18 protein-coding genes and 1 tRNA gene are annotated in these 14,749 nt (G+C 65.1%); 7 read left to right on the top strand and 12 right to left on the bottom strand.

Annotated features, from left to right (window positions below; genetic code table 11):
* Positions 1-4: 4 nt before the first annotated feature.
* The gene (locus M9952_01275; protein ID MCO5311557.1) at positions 5-676 is read left to right on the top strand and encodes a response regulator transcription factor; all 672 of its coding nucleotides are present in this window, start codon (positions 5-7) and stop codon (positions 674-676) included.
* Positions 677-702: 26 nt separating this feature from the next.
* On the opposite strand, the gene M9952_01270 is transcribed toward M9952_01275, so the two are convergent.
* The 4 genes from M9952_01270 to erpA all read right to left on the bottom strand — a co-directional run bounded on the left by M9952_01270 (position 703) and on the right by erpA (position 3,217).
* Positions 703-861, bottom strand: a complete 159-nt coding sequence (locus tag M9952_01270; GenBank protein MCO5311556.1) for a hypothetical protein — start codon at positions 859-861, stop codon at positions 703-705.
* An 80-nt stretch (positions 862-941) separates the two neighbouring features.
* On the bottom strand, positions 942-1,286 hold the full coding sequence (locus M9952_01265) for a Rid family detoxifying hydrolase (protein ID MCO5311555.1): 345 nt from the start codon (positions 1,284-1,286) through the stop codon (positions 942-944).
* Between the two features lie 9 nt (positions 1,287-1,295).
* Positions 1,296-2,879, bottom strand: coding sequence for a 2Fe-2S iron-sulfur cluster-binding protein (locus M9952_01260; protein MCO5311554.1), 1,584 nt, complete (start codon positions 2,877-2,879; stop codon positions 1,296-1,298).
* A gap of 17 nt (positions 2,880-2,896) precedes the next feature.
* The gene (gene erpA / locus M9952_01255) at positions 2,897-3,217 is read right to left on the bottom strand and encodes an iron-sulfur cluster insertion protein ErpA (protein MCO5311553.1); all 321 of its coding nucleotides are present in this window, start codon (positions 3,215-3,217) and stop codon (positions 2,897-2,899) included.
* A gap of 160 nt (positions 3,218-3,377) precedes the next feature.
* Here erpA and M9952_01250 point away from each other — a divergent pair, with 160 nt between their 5' ends.
* Positions 3,378-4,640: an Mrp/NBP35 family ATP-binding protein gene (locus tag M9952_01250; protein MCO5311552.1), complete on the top strand. Its 1,263-nt coding sequence runs from the start codon at positions 3,378-3,380 to the stop codon at positions 4,638-4,640.
* Here M9952_01250 and M9952_01245 read toward each other — a convergent pair.
* The 4 genes from M9952_01245 to M9952_01230 all read right to left on the bottom strand — a co-directional run bounded on the left by M9952_01245 (position 4,618) and on the right by M9952_01230 (position 7,748).
* The gene (locus M9952_01245; protein ID MCO5311551.1) at positions 4,618-5,457 is read right to left on the bottom strand and encodes an NUDIX domain-containing protein; all 840 of its coding nucleotides are present in this window, start codon (positions 5,455-5,457) and stop codon (positions 4,618-4,620) included. The genes M9952_01250 and M9952_01245 overlap by 23 nt on opposite strands.
* Positions 5,458-5,461: 4 nt before the next feature.
* Positions 5,462-5,998, bottom strand: coding sequence for an FxsA family protein (locus M9952_01240; GenBank protein MCO5311550.1), 537 nt, complete (start codon positions 5,996-5,998; stop codon positions 5,462-5,464).
* A 67-nt stretch (positions 5,999-6,065) separates the two neighbouring features.
* Positions 6,066-6,329, bottom strand: coding sequence for a WhiB family transcriptional regulator (locus M9952_01235; GenBank protein MCO5311549.1), 264 nt, complete (start codon positions 6,327-6,329; stop codon positions 6,066-6,068).
* Positions 6,330-6,407: 78 nt separating this feature from the next.
* On the bottom strand, positions 6,408-7,748 hold the full coding sequence (locus M9952_01230; protein ID MCO5311548.1) for a hypothetical protein: 1,341 nt from the start codon (positions 7,746-7,748) through the stop codon (positions 6,408-6,410).
* A 21-nt stretch (positions 7,749-7,769) separates the two neighbouring features.
* Between M9952_01230 and M9952_01225 the strand changes: the two genes are divergently transcribed.
* Together M9952_01225 and M9952_01220 are read left to right on the top strand one after the other, a co-directional pair.
* Complete coding sequence (locus M9952_01225) at positions 7,770-8,720, top strand: AAA family ATPase (protein ID MCO5311547.1); 951 nt, start codon at positions 7,770-7,772, stop codon at positions 8,718-8,720.
* Complete coding sequence (locus M9952_01220; protein MCO5311546.1) at positions 8,717-9,823, top strand: AAA family ATPase; 1,107 nt, start codon at positions 8,717-8,719, stop codon at positions 9,821-9,823. Before M9952_01225 ends, M9952_01220 begins: the two co-directional genes overlap by 4 nt.
* A gap of 12 nt (positions 9,824-9,835) precedes the next feature.
* On the opposite strand, the gene M9952_01215 is transcribed toward M9952_01220, so the two are convergent.
* Complete coding sequence (locus M9952_01215; protein MCO5311545.1) at positions 9,836-10,207, bottom strand: STAS domain-containing protein; 372 nt, start codon at positions 10,205-10,207, stop codon at positions 9,836-9,838.
* 124 nt (positions 10,208-10,331) lie between these two features.
* On the opposite strand from M9952_01215, the gene M9952_01210 reads away from it, so the two are divergent.
* Positions 10,332-10,736 (top strand): hypothetical protein, encoded by a 405-nt coding sequence (locus M9952_01210; GenBank protein MCO5311544.1) that lies wholly within the window; start codon positions 10,332-10,334, stop codon positions 10,734-10,736.
* Between the two features lie 76 nt (positions 10,737-10,812).
* Positions 10,813-10,889 (top strand) — tRNA-Pro (locus M9952_01205).
* An 80-nt stretch (positions 10,890-10,969) separates the two neighbouring features.
* Here the strand turns inward: M9952_01205 and M9952_01200 are convergent.
* On the bottom strand, positions 10,970-12,214 hold the full coding sequence (locus M9952_01200) for a cytochrome P450 (GenBank protein ID MCO5311543.1): 1,245 nt from the start codon (positions 12,212-12,214) through the stop codon (positions 10,970-10,972).
* Positions 12,211-12,870 carry a carboxymuconolactone decarboxylase family protein gene (locus M9952_01195; protein MCO5311542.1) on the bottom strand — a complete coding sequence of 220 codons (660 nt, stop codon included), beginning with the start codon at positions 12,868-12,870 and terminating at the stop codon, positions 12,211-12,213. The genes M9952_01200 and M9952_01195 overlap by 4 nt, the downstream gene beginning before the upstream one ends.
* Before the next feature lie 81 nt (positions 12,871-12,951).
* Here M9952_01195 and gluQRS point away from each other — a divergent pair, with 81 nt between their 5' ends.
* Positions 12,952-13,920, top strand: coding sequence for a tRNA glutamyl-Q(34) synthetase GluQRS (gluQRS, locus tag M9952_01190; protein MCO5311541.1), 969 nt, complete (start codon positions 12,952-12,954; stop codon positions 13,918-13,920).
* Here the strand turns inward: gluQRS and M9952_01185 are convergent.
* On the bottom strand, positions 13,904-14,644 hold the full coding sequence (locus M9952_01185; GenBank protein ID MCO5311540.1) for a serine protease: 741 nt from the start codon (positions 14,642-14,644) through the stop codon (positions 13,904-13,906). The two genes, gluQRS and M9952_01185, sit on opposite strands and share 17 nt — an antisense overlap.
* Between the last annotated feature and the right edge of the window lie 105 nt (positions 14,645-14,749).

Below are 14,749 nucleotides of genomic sequence, written 5' to 3'. Positions count from 1 at the left end.
CGTCGTGGAGCCATTGCTCTGTTGGCCGGATCCCGTTCCGCCCGAAATCGTCAGATGCCTGGAGCTGGCGTCGATCCCGTGGGGAACCGCCACCACCGATACGGACATCGCCGCCGCGACGTGGGCGGGAGCGATCGTCGATGCGTCGAACGACACCGATGAGGCGTTCACCTACGCACGTCGATTGTCAGCCACGAACCTCGGCGTCGCACCGCTGCTGTTGCTGGTTCGAGGCTCACAACTCCCCGACCTCGATCGTCATCACGACCTGTTTGAGGACTTCTGCGTCGCACCGTTTCACCCAGTCGAGTTCGAGGCTCGAGTGAAGCACCTACTGACCCGCCAGGGACTACTGAGCGACGACAGCGAGATCATCCAGTACAAGTCGCTCGTGTTGAACCTCGAGACCTACCAGGCCTCGATCGACGGGACACCGCTCGATCTCACCTACATGGAATATGAGCTGTTGAAGTTCCTCGCCCAGAATCCGGGGCGGGTGTTCACCCGCGAGACGTTGCTGAGCCGGGTGTGGGGCTATGAGTACTACGGCGGCGCCCGCACGGTGGATGTCCATATCCGCCGCCTCCGCGCCAAGCTCGGCGAACAACACGCTCAGATGATCGGCACGGTCAGAAGCGTGGGCTACCGGTTTGGCAAGTCCCGTTGGGACTCATGAATACAGCCCGTTGGGACTCATGACCGCTAGCCGTTGAGGTCGATGAGTTCGGAACCCTCGTTCGTGTCGTCGACGTCCTTTTGCACAAAGAAACCGATGACGCCGGCGAGCGCGCCGCCCGATACCAGGACACTCACGGGGATCACGACGAGCAGCACGATCACGATGATGATGGCTCCAACCATGGCCACATTGTGGCCGAAGTAACCCACGTGGGCCAATACCGACGCGGTCCACCGAACGTTCTGGCCGGCGGGGCCGACGATCAGCCGATGTGGATGACCGCCTCGATCTCCACCGCGGCACCGAGCGGCAACGCTGCCACAGCGACGGCTGACCGGGCAGGCCGGTGATCGCCGAAACCGGCCACGTACGCCTCGTTCATCGTGAGGAAGTCCTCCATGTCCGCGAGGAACACCGTGGTCTTCACCACCTGATCCAACGTTGCCCCCTCCAATTCGACGAGCGCTGCCAGGTTTCGCAGCGCCTGCGCAGTCTGGGCTGCGACGCCCTCGACGAGCGCGCCGTCGAGGAGTCCGAGTTGGCCGCTCGCATACAGGAACGATCCCGCTCGAACGATGGGTGTGTAGGGACCAACCGGCGTGCTCATGGCTCAAGGCTAGGCCGTGGCTGGATCCGAAAATCGGACCGGGAGCTTCGTCGGCCAGACACCCGGGGTGCCCTGCAACGTCCAGATCGCCGCAGCGGTCGCAGCGAACACCGCGTCCGACCCTGACACCGGCTCGATGCCGGGTTCGTCCACCACCGTCACCTCGACCGGAATCATGTCCACGGGACGCACCACACCGAAGCTGCGGATCGTGAGATTCAACGGATTGCCCTGGTCATCCACCGACAACTGCTCCGACGTCACGAGACCCAACCCCATATGCACGGCGCCGATGGCATATGCACGTACGACGGAGGTGTCGAGCACCTCGCCGCAGCGCACGACGACGTGCGCACCCTCGTCGTCGATGCGAACCGTCGCCGACGCACCCTCGGGAGACCTCACGGTTGCGGTGCCGGGCTGGTCCGTGGCCAGGGATTCCAGCGAGGCGAGCACGGCTGCGACCTCGGCCCAGCCGGCCCCTCGAATCGCCGTCGAGGTCGGCGGTCCGACGATGTCGACCTCCTCGACCTCGATCAGTGGGGCTACCGAGACGATGGCTTCGACGATTCCGGGCGTGCGAGCGACCCGCACCACACCGGAACCATCCGAGCGCATGCCCAGCGCCATCGGCGGTCGCTTCGGGCCACGACGCACCACGTCCTCGCGCGACCAGCGCAACCGCACGGGACCACCTTCGCGAGCCGCCAGCTCGACAGCGTCACCAGGCACCGGCGAATCGACCTTGCCACCGAAGGCCCCACCATTCGCCAACGGATCGGTCGGATCCGAACCCGGAATCGCCCAGGCCGCGTCGGTCTCGAGATACGCGGGTTCGACCCAGTTCGTCTGCAGGGTGAGCGCCCAGTCCCCGTCGGGCACCTCAATCGGCGCAACGGCATCGACCGTCGTGTTGCGTCCCTGGATTTTGCCGATCGCGGCGCGGGCCTCGGTCATCGTCGGGGCGACCGTCCAGGTTCCATCCGCGGCGAGCAGCGCGACGGGCGCATCGCTCGGTGCGCCGTCATCGGCAAACCCACCCATGCCCAAGCCGATATCGGGCCCGACGCGCTGGTGCGCGTGCCCCTCGATCGTTGCGCGCCGCGACGCTGCGTCGAAGTCACGACTCTCTGATCGCACCTCCGCGCCGGTAGCGACCATCACGGCCGCCTCGCGGATCGTCTGCCAGCCCGTGCAACGGCACAGGTGGGCAGCGAGGGCGCGATCGACAACGGCGCGTTCGCACAGATCGCCACCCTTGCCTGCGGTCCCTTCGAGGCGCATCACGATGCCCGGGGTGCAATAGCCGCATTGACTGCCCCCGGTCGCGCACAGCGCCTCACCCCAGGCCTCGCGGCGCTCGTCGCTCAACCCCTCAAGGGTCACCACGGACCGGCCCGCAACGCGGCGCGCCGGGGTCACACAACCGACACGAGCCTCACCGTCGACAAGCACGGTGCAACATCCACATTGACCCTGCGGGTTGCATCCTGGTTTGACCGAGGTGACACCGAGACGATCTCGAAGCACCTCCAGCAGGCTGGCGCCGTCATCGGCGACCTCAACCTGTTCGCCGTTGAGTTCGAATTGCAACGAGAACGCTCAGCGACTCAGCTGAACGATGAGCCGCAGCCGCAGGTCTTCGAGGCGTTCGGGTTGTTGATCTCAAACCCGGACTTCTCGAGACCGTCCTTGTAGTCAAGCTCCGCGCCGACGAGCAGGGGCAGGCTCGTCGGGTCGACCACGACCTTCACGCCGTCGAAGTCGTTCGTCTGGTCTTCGGTCTTGATCTCGTTGTCGAAGTACATCTCATAGGAGAAGCCCGAACACCCACCGGGACGAACGGCAACACGCAATGCGAGCGACTCGTCGCCCTCCTGGTCGATGAGCTGTCGAACCTTGGTTGCGGCTGAATCGGTGAGCGTGATCATTCGTGCGCCTCCTGCAAAGCGGTGCCGTGACGAGGGGTGAAGCCAGTGTAACCGAGCGCCGAAATGGGACCTCGGGCACTTCCGCAAACACCGTTTCGGCGCTACATATTCCCGGTTCGGCCGCAGATTTTCCAGTCCCCGGGTCGTAAACTCGTGACCGATGGGCATTCCCTCCGACTCGCCCCGCCCGAGCACCTCCGAGATCACCGGACTGTTACGAGGCGTCATCGATCCCGAGTTGGGGTCCGACATCGTCGCGCTCGGCATGGTCAAAGACGTGCGCGTGGGCGACGACGGACTCGTCGTTGTGAAGATCGCGCTCACCACCGCAGGCTGTCCGCTGCGTGCCCAGATTCAGCGCGATGTCCGCGATCGGGTCCTGTCGTTGCCCGGTGTCACCAAGGTGAAACTCGATTGGACCGAACTCGACGCCGATGAGAAGGCCGCGGCGATGGCCGTCGCCCGGCGCAACATCGCCGAGCATCCGCCAGAAACAGCGGTTCCCTCCACGACCAAAGTGCTCATGGTGGCGTCGGGCAAGGGCGGCGTCGGCAAGTCGGCGGTGACCTCGAATCTGGCAACAGCGGTCGCCGCCCTCGGCTACCGCGTCGGCGTCATCGATGCCGACATCTGGGGCTTCAGCCAACCGCGGATGCTCGGCGTTCACGGACGCCTTGAGGCGCACGAGCGGACCGCGGGCAGCGTCGGCGGATCCGACGCTTCCGACGCCACCATCGAACCGAGGATCCGCACCGTCGGCGACGGAGAACTACGAGTGGTGTCGATGGGGTTCCTCGTACAGAACGAGGAAGACGCGCTCATGTGGCGTGGGCTCATCTTGCAGCGAGCCGTCCAGCACTTCCTCGAAGACGTCGCTTGGGGATCCGACCTCGACTACCTGCTCATCGACATGCCCCCCGGAACCGGCGATGTCCAGATGGGCCTCGCGAAACTCCTGCCGAGGGCCGAGATGCTCGTGGTCACCACGCCCTCGCTGTCCGCCCAGAAGGTGGCGGCACGAGCCGTCTCGATGGGCCGCAAGAATTACCTGCGGGTACTCGGCATCATCGAAAACATGAGCTATTTCGTCGCACCGTCCGGCGAACGGTTCCCGATCTTCGGGTCTGGTGGTGGCGACCGCCTGGCCGCCACCACGGGGGCGCCGCTGCTGACACGGATCCCCATCGAAAATGCGGTGGCCGAGGGCGGCGACACCGGCTCACCGATCGCGCTCGGCGACGGGCCCGCCGCCGAGGCCTTTCGCGACCTCGCTCGGCGCATCACCACCGACATCGCGCCCCCAACCGATCTGACTGGATGCTCGGCCCGCCTGCTCGACGCGGTCGCCGCGGCGCTCGATGCCCACGACAGTGCCGAACGAGACCGTTGCGACGACTCGGTCAATTCAGACGTTTCGAGCTGAACGCGTCGTAGACCTCGTCCCCCGGCAGAACGATCCGCAGCCCCCCGCTGTCCTCGACGATCCGGGGCAGGATGGCTGGGAACTCGGCGATCGAACGGGCGTGAGCCACCACGGCCTCAGCCGAATCGAAGCGGGCCAGCACTTCGAGGGTACGAACCGTCGGGAAGATCAACGTGAAATCCCCCGCCTCGTTGCGCTCGAGGGCCTCGGTCGGCCGGATCCACAGGTTCGCGATCGTCTCGCGGTCGTCGTGAGATGGCACCTGACCCTCGGGTGCGTGGGCCACGAAGAAGCGGGTGTCGTAGCGCCGAGGTGAACCCAGCGGCGTGATCCAGCGACTGAAGTAGTGCATCCGATCGGTGGCGAGACGCAGCCGTTCCTCGCGAACGACATCTCGCAGGGCACGAACCGCCGTGTCGACATCGATCCGGTGACGATGAAATCGACCGGCCACCTCCGGGTTGGCGAACCCGACCATGCGGTCGTCCTCGTCGACCGCCAATAACAGTCCGGCCTCCTCGAACGACTCCCGAATCGCTGCAACCCAGTAGGCAAGCCCTCCGCGACCCACACCGAGCAACTCTGACGCCTGAGCGTCGGACAGTCCAACGCTCAGGGCCTCGATCGCACGGTCGCTATCGCCCGGGTCGACCGCCCCGCCGGGAAAGACATACGCGCCACCGACGAAATCGGAGTTGAGATTGCGTCGGAGCATGAACACTTCGACACCGTGGCGTCCGTCGCGAACCAGCATCACCGTGGCCGCGTCGCGAATCGGGATCTCGTGTGGGTCGTCGACCTGGAGGCTCAACGACATTGCGTCAGGTTCCCGGGCCGAGTTCGCCGCGGGGCTCGTCGAGGAAGATCTCCTCGGCGTCCAGGTCGATGATGCCGTCATCGTGTCGCGGCCGCCGACGCAGGAAGTCGTCGTCGAAACCGCCCCGGGCCGTGGAGAACCCGAAGGTTGCGAACCGCACCGCAGAACCGTTGAAGGTCGACTCAGCACGCACCTGGGCACGTCGAACAACGAGCGGTCGCAGCAGGGCCCGCGTAGGTGGGAGCACCAACACGAGCGCCGCGAGGTCCGACACGAATCCCGGCACCAGCAACAGTGCACCGGCGACCATCCAGATCAATCCGTCGAGCACGGCGTCGGTCGGCATTTCACCCCGAGCAAACCCGTCATTGATCCGTCGCCACGTCGCGAACCCCTGACGCTTCACGACCCACGCCCCAGCGGCGCACAGCAGCGTCAGCGCCAGGAACATGGTGATGACCGACGTTGCGTTCGCCACCGCGATCATCACGGTGACTTCGACGACGAACAGCGCCAGCAGCGCCAGGAGCACGAAAGTCACGATCCGATGGTACCCCGCTGGATTCCGTGACTTCCGTGCAACCCGGTGCCGAGAACGATGAACACCCTCAGGCGCTGCGGACCTCGAGCATCGCTCGACGCTCGACCTCGTTGGTTCCGCCCCAGATTCCGTGTGGTTCACGGATCTCCAAGGCGAAGCTCAGACAGTCACTCACCACCGGGCACTGAGCACAGATCTCCTTTGCCCGGTGCTCCCGGGCGATTCGATCGTGCTTGCGTTCGAAGTGCGGCGGCGGAAAGAAGACCGCTGACTGTGGTCCGCGGCATGCCCCCCGGTGATGCCATGAATCAAAAGATGGTTGTGCACTCAACGTTGTTCCCCCTTTTCAACGGCGCAGGATACGCCGCCGGGATTATGCAAACAAGGTTGAGAAAAGAGTTTCTGTGAATCAGGTCACAGAATCGGGCTCGTCACCGGGGTCATCGGAAGCTGCTGGCCGCCGATCGCGGTAGTCGATCGCGCCGCCTTCGGGAGGTTCTATTTCCAGGGTCATCCCGTCGATGCCAACCACCCGAAGCTCCCCTCCGGCCATGACCGGGGTCGCACGGTTGGTGATCGCTCGCCAGATGCCACCGTCGACGTCGACGGTGCCTTCCGGGTTGATGTCGCTGATCGCGGTCCCCATCTTGCCGATCATCCAGCTTCGCCCCAACGTCGGGGTCGCAAAGCGAGACCGCACCATCGACGGCATCCCCGACAGCATCAGCACCGCCATGCCACCCAGGCCGGTCAACAGCGCCAACCACGGTGCACGGAGGCCGTCGAACAGGAACAGCGAGCCGACCGACCAGCTGACCAGCCCGATCAACGTCCACAACCGAGGTATCGCTGTTTGGATGTCGATGGCGAACGCGAACGCCGAGAACAGGCACAGAGCCAGGGCCCACCAGCGAAGCGGCAACTCGGCAAGCCCATAGCCCGCCATCACCGCACAGATCGCGCCGACGACGCCGGCCACACCGACGCCAGCGGTGAAGAACTCGAACAGCAGCAGGCCGATCGCTATGGCGAGCGCAAGGTAGGCGACCGCCGGGCTCGCCGCTGTGTGCAGCAGTTGGGTCGTGACCGGCAGGCCGATCGTGATGTTGGTGGTGAGCAGTTCGCGCTTGGGGCGGCCCTCATCATCGGTCACGTCCTTGAACGCAACGTCGCCCCGGTTGAGCGCGTGGTCGCCCAAGATGGCGTCGGTGCGCAACGACAATGAACGCTGTTCGGCCTCGTCGTTGTCGATCACCGTTTCGCGAAGGCTGGTGTCGGTCGACGTGACCAGATCGCCGAACCGCTGCTGGTCGAGCTGTGGCACGCCGACGTCGCCGATCCTCGTGTTGGGGGCCATCGACGGTTCGAGCGCGGCGACGAGCTCGGCGGCGCCGCCGAGCGCCTGTGCCCCCGACGGACCGACCCATGCGGTGACCTTCAACGGAAGGTCGACCAGGTCGACGACCAGATCGTTCAGTTCTTCAGCGCTGATGACCGACCCTTCGCTGTCGATGACCAGGATGATCGCCGAATATCCGGGCACATCGGCGACCTCCGACGCGGCCCGACGAATGAAATCAGCGTTGATCTGATCGATGAAGCCGTTGACCGTGATTGCCCGCACGCACCCGTTTTCATTCGGGCATGGAGCCACCGCGGCCGAGGCCGGACGGGCGGACGCAGCAACGCCAAGCGAGGAAAAGAGCGCGAGCAATACCGCGAAGATGGTTCGGCTGAGTACTGTGCGCACCCGTAGGCCTCCGGAGGAAAAGTGGATCCTGCGCAGTTTTTCACTGCACCACGACTGACCATCGTTGCCGGGAAGGGCGGGGTGGGCAAGACGACCGTCACCGCCACCCTGGCGCTCGCCGCCGCGCGGGCAGGGTTGCGGGTGCTCGTCGTCGAGATCGAGGGGAAGTTCGGTCTGCCGGCGCTGTTCGACAAGCCGGCGCTTTCCTACGAGGAACTCGTGTTGTTCGAGGACCTGCACGGAGCCGGATCGGTGCAGGCGCGGACCCTCACCCCCGACGCCGCGCTGTTGGAGTTTCTCGGCGATCACGGGATGCGGCGACTCTCGAGGCGGCTCGCCGATTCCGGAGCGGTCGACATCGTCGCCACGGCAACCCCCGGGATCAAGGACGTGCTCGTGCTGGGCAAGGTCAAACAACTCGAACGATCGCGGACCTACGACGCGATCATCGTCGACGCTCCGGCGGCCGGACACGCCATCACGTTCCTGTCGAGCGCGAAGGGCCTCCTCGATGCCGTTCACGTGGGCCCCATCGAATCCCAGGCCCGCGAGGTGAACGACATGCTCACCGACGAGACCCGTTGTCAGGTGGTGCTGGTGACCCTGCCGGAGGAGACGCCAGTCAACGAACTCGTCGAAACCGCCTACAACCTCGAGGATCGAATCGGCATCAAACTCGGCCCCGTGGTGATCAACGGGGATTACGAGCACCTCGACGGCATCGAGGTGGCTCCCGGCGACGCCGCTGCCGCCGCGGGCGTCACCCTCGACGCCCGGCTCAGCGCCGACCTCGCTGCGGCGTCCGCACTTCGCCGTGAACGCACAGCGGCCCAGGTGTCACAAATCGAGCGGCTCAATCGAGAGCTGCCGCTGCCACAGCTTCGGCTGCCGTTCGTCTTTCGCACCGACCTCGATCTCGATGCGCTCATCACGCTGTCCGATTCGGTACTCGATCAAGTGAGGGCGATATGACCGCGGGCGGACCGACACCGCAGGAGTCGTTGGAGCGATTGTGCGCCGACTCCGACGTGATCCTGTGCTGTGGGTCCGGTGGTGTCGGCAAGACCACCACAGCGGCGGTTCTCGCCATGGAGGCCGCCACGCTCGGTCGTCGGGCCGTCGTGGTGACCATCGACCCGGCGAAGCGGCTCGCCGACGCCCTCGGTCTCGACGAGTTGACGAACGAACCCAAGCCGATCGACGGCCCCTGGATCGGGACGTTGGCGGCGTTGATGTTGGACACCGAGTCGACGTTCAACAACCTCATCGCCCGCTACGCCGGTTCGGCCGAGCAGGCCGAGAAGATCCTGTCGAACCGCTTCTACCGAAACATCGCCGGGGCGCTCAGCGGCACCCAGGAATACATGGCGACCGAGAAACTCTACGAACTCGCCGCCAGCGGAGACTTCGACCTCATCGTCGTCGATACCCCACCGAGCCGCAACGCGCTCGACTTCCTCGACGCACCCGGTCGAATCGTGCGGTTCCTCGATCATCCGGCATATCGGATGATGACCGCCCCCGGGCGCGGCATCGTCAAAGCGGTCAATTACGCCGCTCAGCCGATCTTGCGCGGACTCGGAAAGGCCATCGGTGGCGAGGTCATCGCCGATGCCATCGCCTTTTTCGCAGCGTTCGACGGGATGGAGGAGGGGTTCAAAGAACGCGCTCGTCTCGTCGATCGTTTGCTCGGCGAGGAGCGCACCGAGTTCGTGCTCGTCGCCTCACCTCGTCGCGATACCGTCATCGAGGCGAGCTTCTTCGCCAACAAGCTGGCCTCCATGAAACAGGCGGTGGCTGCAGTGGTGGTCAACCGCATGTACCCAACCTTCGAGCCAGTGGCCGATGACGTACGAACCGCGGCCGAGGCCTCTGGCGATGGAGCGTTGCGGGCCCACCTGCGCAACCTCGACGAACTCGACGCCCTGGGGCGCGCCGAACGACTTGAACTGGCACCGCTCACGATGCAGGTCGAGCCGGCGCCGATCGTCGAAGTGCCGCTCTTGAGCACTGACGTACACGACCTCGACTCACTCGCGCTGCTCGCCGACCACATGTTCGGGCGAGCCGACTAGCCGAAGTGCCGTCTACTCCAAGGTCGAGTTGAACTCGGCGTAGGCATCGTCGCAGGAGGCCACGACGCTCACCATGCGATCGAATCGAGTGGTGTGAAGGAGTCGCAACACCGCGGCGCGATCGCACACCACCACCACCTCGCCTTCAGCCTCACGGATCTTGCGGATACCGCCGATCAGCGCTCCGAGCCCGGCGGAATCCATGAACGGAACCTCCGACAGGTCGATCACCACCGAGGGTTCGCCGGCGAGTTCGGCCAGATGGTCTCGAAAAGCCTGGACGCTGTACGCATCGAGTTCACCTGCCGGACGACACACCGTCGCCGCCTCTTCTCGAACGATCATCACCTCGACCACGGTCTGCTCCTTCCGGTTGCCGGCCATGTGGTTCCACGATGGTAGTGGTCCGATCCGCGATGTCGACACCGCGTCCGCCCGAAAGAATCCGTTCACCCCGCGAGCACCATCAGGTTGGGAGTTACCCGGCCAGGGAACTACCCTGACGTGCGTGCAACGAGTCTTGTTAGCCACCGACTCCGATGAACTGTTCGCGGAGATTGATTCCGCAATCGGATCGAACGATGTCGCCGTCGTGCGTGTCCGCGCCGGGGTCGACGTCCGCCCAGCGATTCAGGAAGTGCAGCCCGACATCGTGTTGCTGGACCTGCAGATCGGATCGATGGGTGCCTACGCCGTCACCTACGACCTGCGCAACGAGGAAGGTGCCGGTCGCATCGACCCGCAGAACATCGTGCTGTTGTTGGATCGCGACGTCGACACGTTCCTTGCCGAACGGTCGGGGGCCGACGGCTGGCTGGTCAAGCCACTCACGCCACGTCGGATTCAGCGTGGCGTCGACACGGTGTTGCGCGGCGAGGTGTTCGAAGAGGGTTCCGCCCTCTTCGAGGTGTGACCTCATAGACACGGTTTGCGGCGGTCGAACGCGGTTCGTACTCGACCGGCCGACGGGGTACACTGCCCTACCGCATCGGGTTGTGGCTCAGCTTGGTAGAGCGCTGCGTTCGGGACGCAGAGGTCGGAGGTTCAAATCCTCTCAACCCGACCAAAAGACTCTCGTTAGGCCTGTTCTCCGATAACCAGTGGTCGTGATCACGACCACTGGTTATCGGAGAACAGGTTCTTTCGTTATTCCGCGAGGCGTACGTGGAGCGATTCGAGGCCGCGAAGCGTGGCATGGGCCCGATACCGCGGCGGCTCGCCGACCAACTCGATCGAACCGAACCGGTCCAGCAACCGAGTGAACAGGATCTCACCTTCAGCTCGGGCGAGGTGAGCCCCCAGACAGTGGTGGGCGCCCCATCCGAAACTCAATGGTTGCGGGACACCCTCGGCGGCGAATCGACCCACGTCGAAGCGATCGGGATCGTCGTAGACCGCCGGGTCGTGGTTACCCGCCCCCTGCAACACCATCGCAGAGTGCCCCCGCTCCACCGTCCGGCCAAGGAATTCCACCGGCTCGAGCGAGAAACGCATGTTGATTTGAACCGGACTGTCGAAGCGCAGCATCTCCCAGATCGCCGCCGGCATGAGCGACCGATCCGAACGCAGCAGCTCGAGTTGATCCGGGTTGCGCAGCAACGCCCACATCCCGTTGCCGATGAGGTTCGAGGTCGTCTCGAACCCGGCCGCGTACATGAGGATCGAGTTGATGATGAGCTCCTCATGGCTGAGTCGATCACCCGCTTCCTCCACCTCGATCAACGCGCTCAGCATCGCGTCGTCGGGGTCGGCCCGCTTCACCTCGACCAGTTCGGTGAAGTATCCGGCCACCTCGACCGCGGCCAACTGGGCTGCGGCGATGTCCTCCGCACTCGCCCCAGAATCGATGAACGACGTCAGGTGGCGAATCTGTTGGACGAACGACGGATCTGCCCCCTTCTCCGGCGGGACACCGAGCAGCGCCGAGATCACCGCTACCGGAAACGGCACCGCGAGTGTCGTCATCAGGTCACACTCGCGTTCGGTGGCCAAACAATCGAGGAGCGGGTCGAGAATGGCTTCGATCTGCGGTCGAAGTCGTTCGACCATCCTCGGGGTGAACGCTCGGGCCACGAGTGAACGAACCCGAGTGTGATCGGGCGGATTCATGAGCAGCATCGACGGAATCCGCTCGCGATCGCCCCGTTCGGCCGTACCGAAGGACTCGGGCAGATCCATGTCGTCCTCGGCCCGGCCCCACTTCGGGCTTCGCAACGTCTCAAGTCCGTCGTGGTAGCCCGCGAGCACCGTCATACCCAAGGCGCTGTCCCACGCCGGAAGCTCCGCATGAAGGCGTCGGAAGGTGGCCGGAGGGTCTTGGCGAGCCTCCGGGTCGGTGATCATCGCGCTGAGGAGCGCATCGGCCTCCGTCGGGGTCAGCGCGGAGGTCATCCCTCCACCTTGTCGCTGCCACCCGCGATGGTGGCGCCGATGTCGTAGCCGGCGAACCCGTCGGGGCCCTCCACCTCGACGATCGGATCGTCCCGCTCGTCCCACTCGGTGTGCAACGCGCGACTCATGATGGCGTGCATGATGTACAGCCCCGTGATGTAGGTCAGTTCGAGGATCTCCTCGTCACTGAGGTGCTCTTGCAGCTTGGCGAACAACTTGTCGTGCACCCGACCCTGCTGCAGTGCGAGCGCGTCGGTGTAGCCGAGCACCGCACGCTCGATGTCGGTGAACTCGTCCGACGCCGGCCAGTACGCCACCGCCTCGATCTTGGATTCCGGCACGCCGAGCAAGCGAAGCGACTTGCAGTGCTGACTGAACACGAACTGGCTCCCACACGCCCATCCGGCGCGGGTCTGGCCGAGTTCACGCAACACCGGGTCGAGTGAACGGCGCGAGCTGCGATACACCCGGAACCCGTCGACCGAATGCTGGAAGATGTCCGGTACGGCGGCAAAGACCGTCCACCAGTTTCCGGGGGTCCCGGTGGTCGTTCCGGGCTCTTCCACGGGATCACGGTCTCCGAACAAGAATTCGTACATCGTTTCGACGAGCGGCGAGGGTGCGTCGGCTCGGCGGATTTCTTTCAGGCGAGGCATGTGGGCACACTACGGCGATGCGCCGGATGGTGCGCCGCCAAGCGATGGTTGATTCCGGTCGGCGATGTCATGATGGCCACCGTGAGTACCGGGAGATTCGCACCGAGCCCGACCGGCGACCTCCACCTCGGCAACCTCCGAACCGCCGTGCTGGCATGGCTGTGGGCCCGACGCGACCGCGGTGGCTTCATCGTGCGGATGGAGGATCTCGACCGCGTGACCTCGCGGCCCGAGTTCGAACGGTCGCAACTCGCCGACCTCGAGGCCCTCGGCCTCGACTGGGACGGTGTGGTCGTTCGTCAGTCGGAACGATTCGATCGCTATCACGAGGTGCTGGTCGACCTCGAGGCACGCGGATTGACCTTCGAGTGCTTCTGCACGCGTCGAGAGATCGCGCAGGCCGCGAGCGCGCCGAATGGCCCCGCGACCAGCGGCGCCTACCCAGGCACCTGTCGAAACCTCAGCGAGGCACGGCGTCGACGGCTCCGCGACGAGGGTCGCCCCGCGGCGATCAGGCTGCGAAGCGACCACCGATGCACGGTCTTCGTCGACGAGGTGCTCGGCGAGCGCAGCGGATGCGTGGACGACGTCGTGCTGCGACGCAACGACGGAGTGCCCGCCTACAACCTCGCCGTGGTCATCGACGACGTCGCTCAGGGCATCGACCTCGTCGTACGGGGCGACGACCTCGTCGACACGGTCCCAACTCAGGCGCTCTTGCGAGAGGTGCTCGGGGCGGCTCGCGCGCGCTTCGCGCATGTGCCACTCGTGATGTCCGAGCGAGGTACGCGGCTCGCAAAGCGAGACGGGGCGGTCACACTGGCCGATCGCCACGCGATCGGAGACTCCACGAGTGCGGTGCTGTGGTGGCTTCTGGCATCGATCGGTGTAGAACTCGACCGCGACCTGGCACACGCGTCACCCCGTGAACTGATGACCTCGGCACTCGACCTGTTCGACCGCGATCGATTACCCCGTGAGGCACTGCGACTTACGGACGAGTTCTTGGCCCGCCCGCTACCCGACGGGGACGCTACGAACAGGAACTGAACCCGACGCGCCGCATCTGTGGCCAGGCTTGAGTGATGGTCGCGGCGTCGATCATCAGTCCGGCCCCACTGTCATGGGCGCTCGCGTACAAGATCCCCGCGACTTTGTTGTCCGAGTCGATGACGGGGCTTCCCGACTGACCGGGGACCACGCGGTCGCTGAGTTCAACCGCCTCGGGAGGATCCGGAAATGCCACGCCGCGTCGCGTTGCGACTGCGGCGACGGACTCGACGACGAGTGCGCCTCCTTCGGGGAACCCCGGCATCGTCCACGTCGGCCCCTCCGGGTGCTGCACCTGCCGCTGCGCAGACTGAGCCAGCGCCAACTCCAATCCCCCGTCGAGTTCGGCGACGCTGAACGCCGCGAGATCGATCCAGGTCGATTGCCGCATCGACACCGCATCGAAGCGTCGGCCATCCAACGTTTCCACCTCGATGGTCGCCGCACCCTCCACGACGTGGCGATTGGTGAGGACCACCCCGTCGATTACCACACCGGTGGCAACCGTATTGCGAGCATCGCAACGATCGGTGCGGATGCGAACCACCGAGTCACTCCACGCTTCGCGGCCGACGTCGACGCCGATCATCGAATCATCCTCGCCGTGTTCAGAGCGTTCGATACTGACCCCCAGCACCGACACCTCCTGAGCGCCGACGCCGGTGCCCTGATTCGCGTCTCGGCCCAGTTCGGTTCCGATCGCCGCTCCGATCAGTGCCGCCACACCGATGACCAGGAGCGGCTTCGCAACGTTGGTGCGCTCATCGAAAGGCGGGCGAGATGAAGGGGGAACACGGCGAAGCACTCCGTGAGATGACCAGATTTCTCA

It is taken from the genome of Microthrixaceae bacterium (genome assembly GCA_023957975.1).
Classification (GTDB): domain Bacteria; phylum Actinomycetota; class Acidimicrobiia; order Acidimicrobiales; family Microtrichaceae; genus JAMLGM01.
This window is presented reverse-complemented; position numbering and strand designations above follow the sequence as displayed.

Coding starts and splice junctions, on each gene's coding strand:
- M9952_01250 (MCO5311552.1), top strand. CDS start 3,378: ATGGGCATTCCCTCCGACTCGCCCCGCCCGAGCACCTCCGAGATCACC.
- M9952_01245 (MCO5311551.1), bottom strand. CDS start 5,457: ATGTCGTTGAGCCTCCAGGTCGACGACCCACACGAGATCCCGATTCGC.
- M9952_01200 (MCO5311543.1), bottom strand. CDS start 12,214: ATGACCTCCGCGCTGACCCCGACGGAGGCCGATGCGCTCCTCAGCGCG.
- M9952_01270 (MCO5311556.1), bottom strand. CDS start 861: ATGGTTGGAGCCATCATCATCGTGATCGTGCTGCTCGTCGTGATCCCC.
- M9952_01215 (MCO5311545.1), bottom strand. CDS start 10,207: ATGGCCGGCAACCGGAAGGAGCAGACCGTGGTCGAGGTGATGATCGTT.
- erpA (MCO5311553.1), bottom strand. CDS start 3,217: ATGATCACGCTCACCGATTCAGCCGCAACCAAGGTTCGACAGCTCATC.
- M9952_01195 (MCO5311542.1), bottom strand. CDS start 12,870: ATGCCTCGCCTGAAAGAAATCCGCCGAGCCGACGCACCCTCGCCGCTC.
- M9952_01265 (MCO5311555.1), bottom strand. CDS start 1,286: ATGAGCACGCCGGTTGGTCCCTACACACCCATCGTTCGAGCGGGATCG.
- M9952_01220 (MCO5311546.1), top strand. CDS start 8,717: ATGACCGCGGGCGGACCGACACCGCAGGAGTCGTTGGAGCGATTGTGC.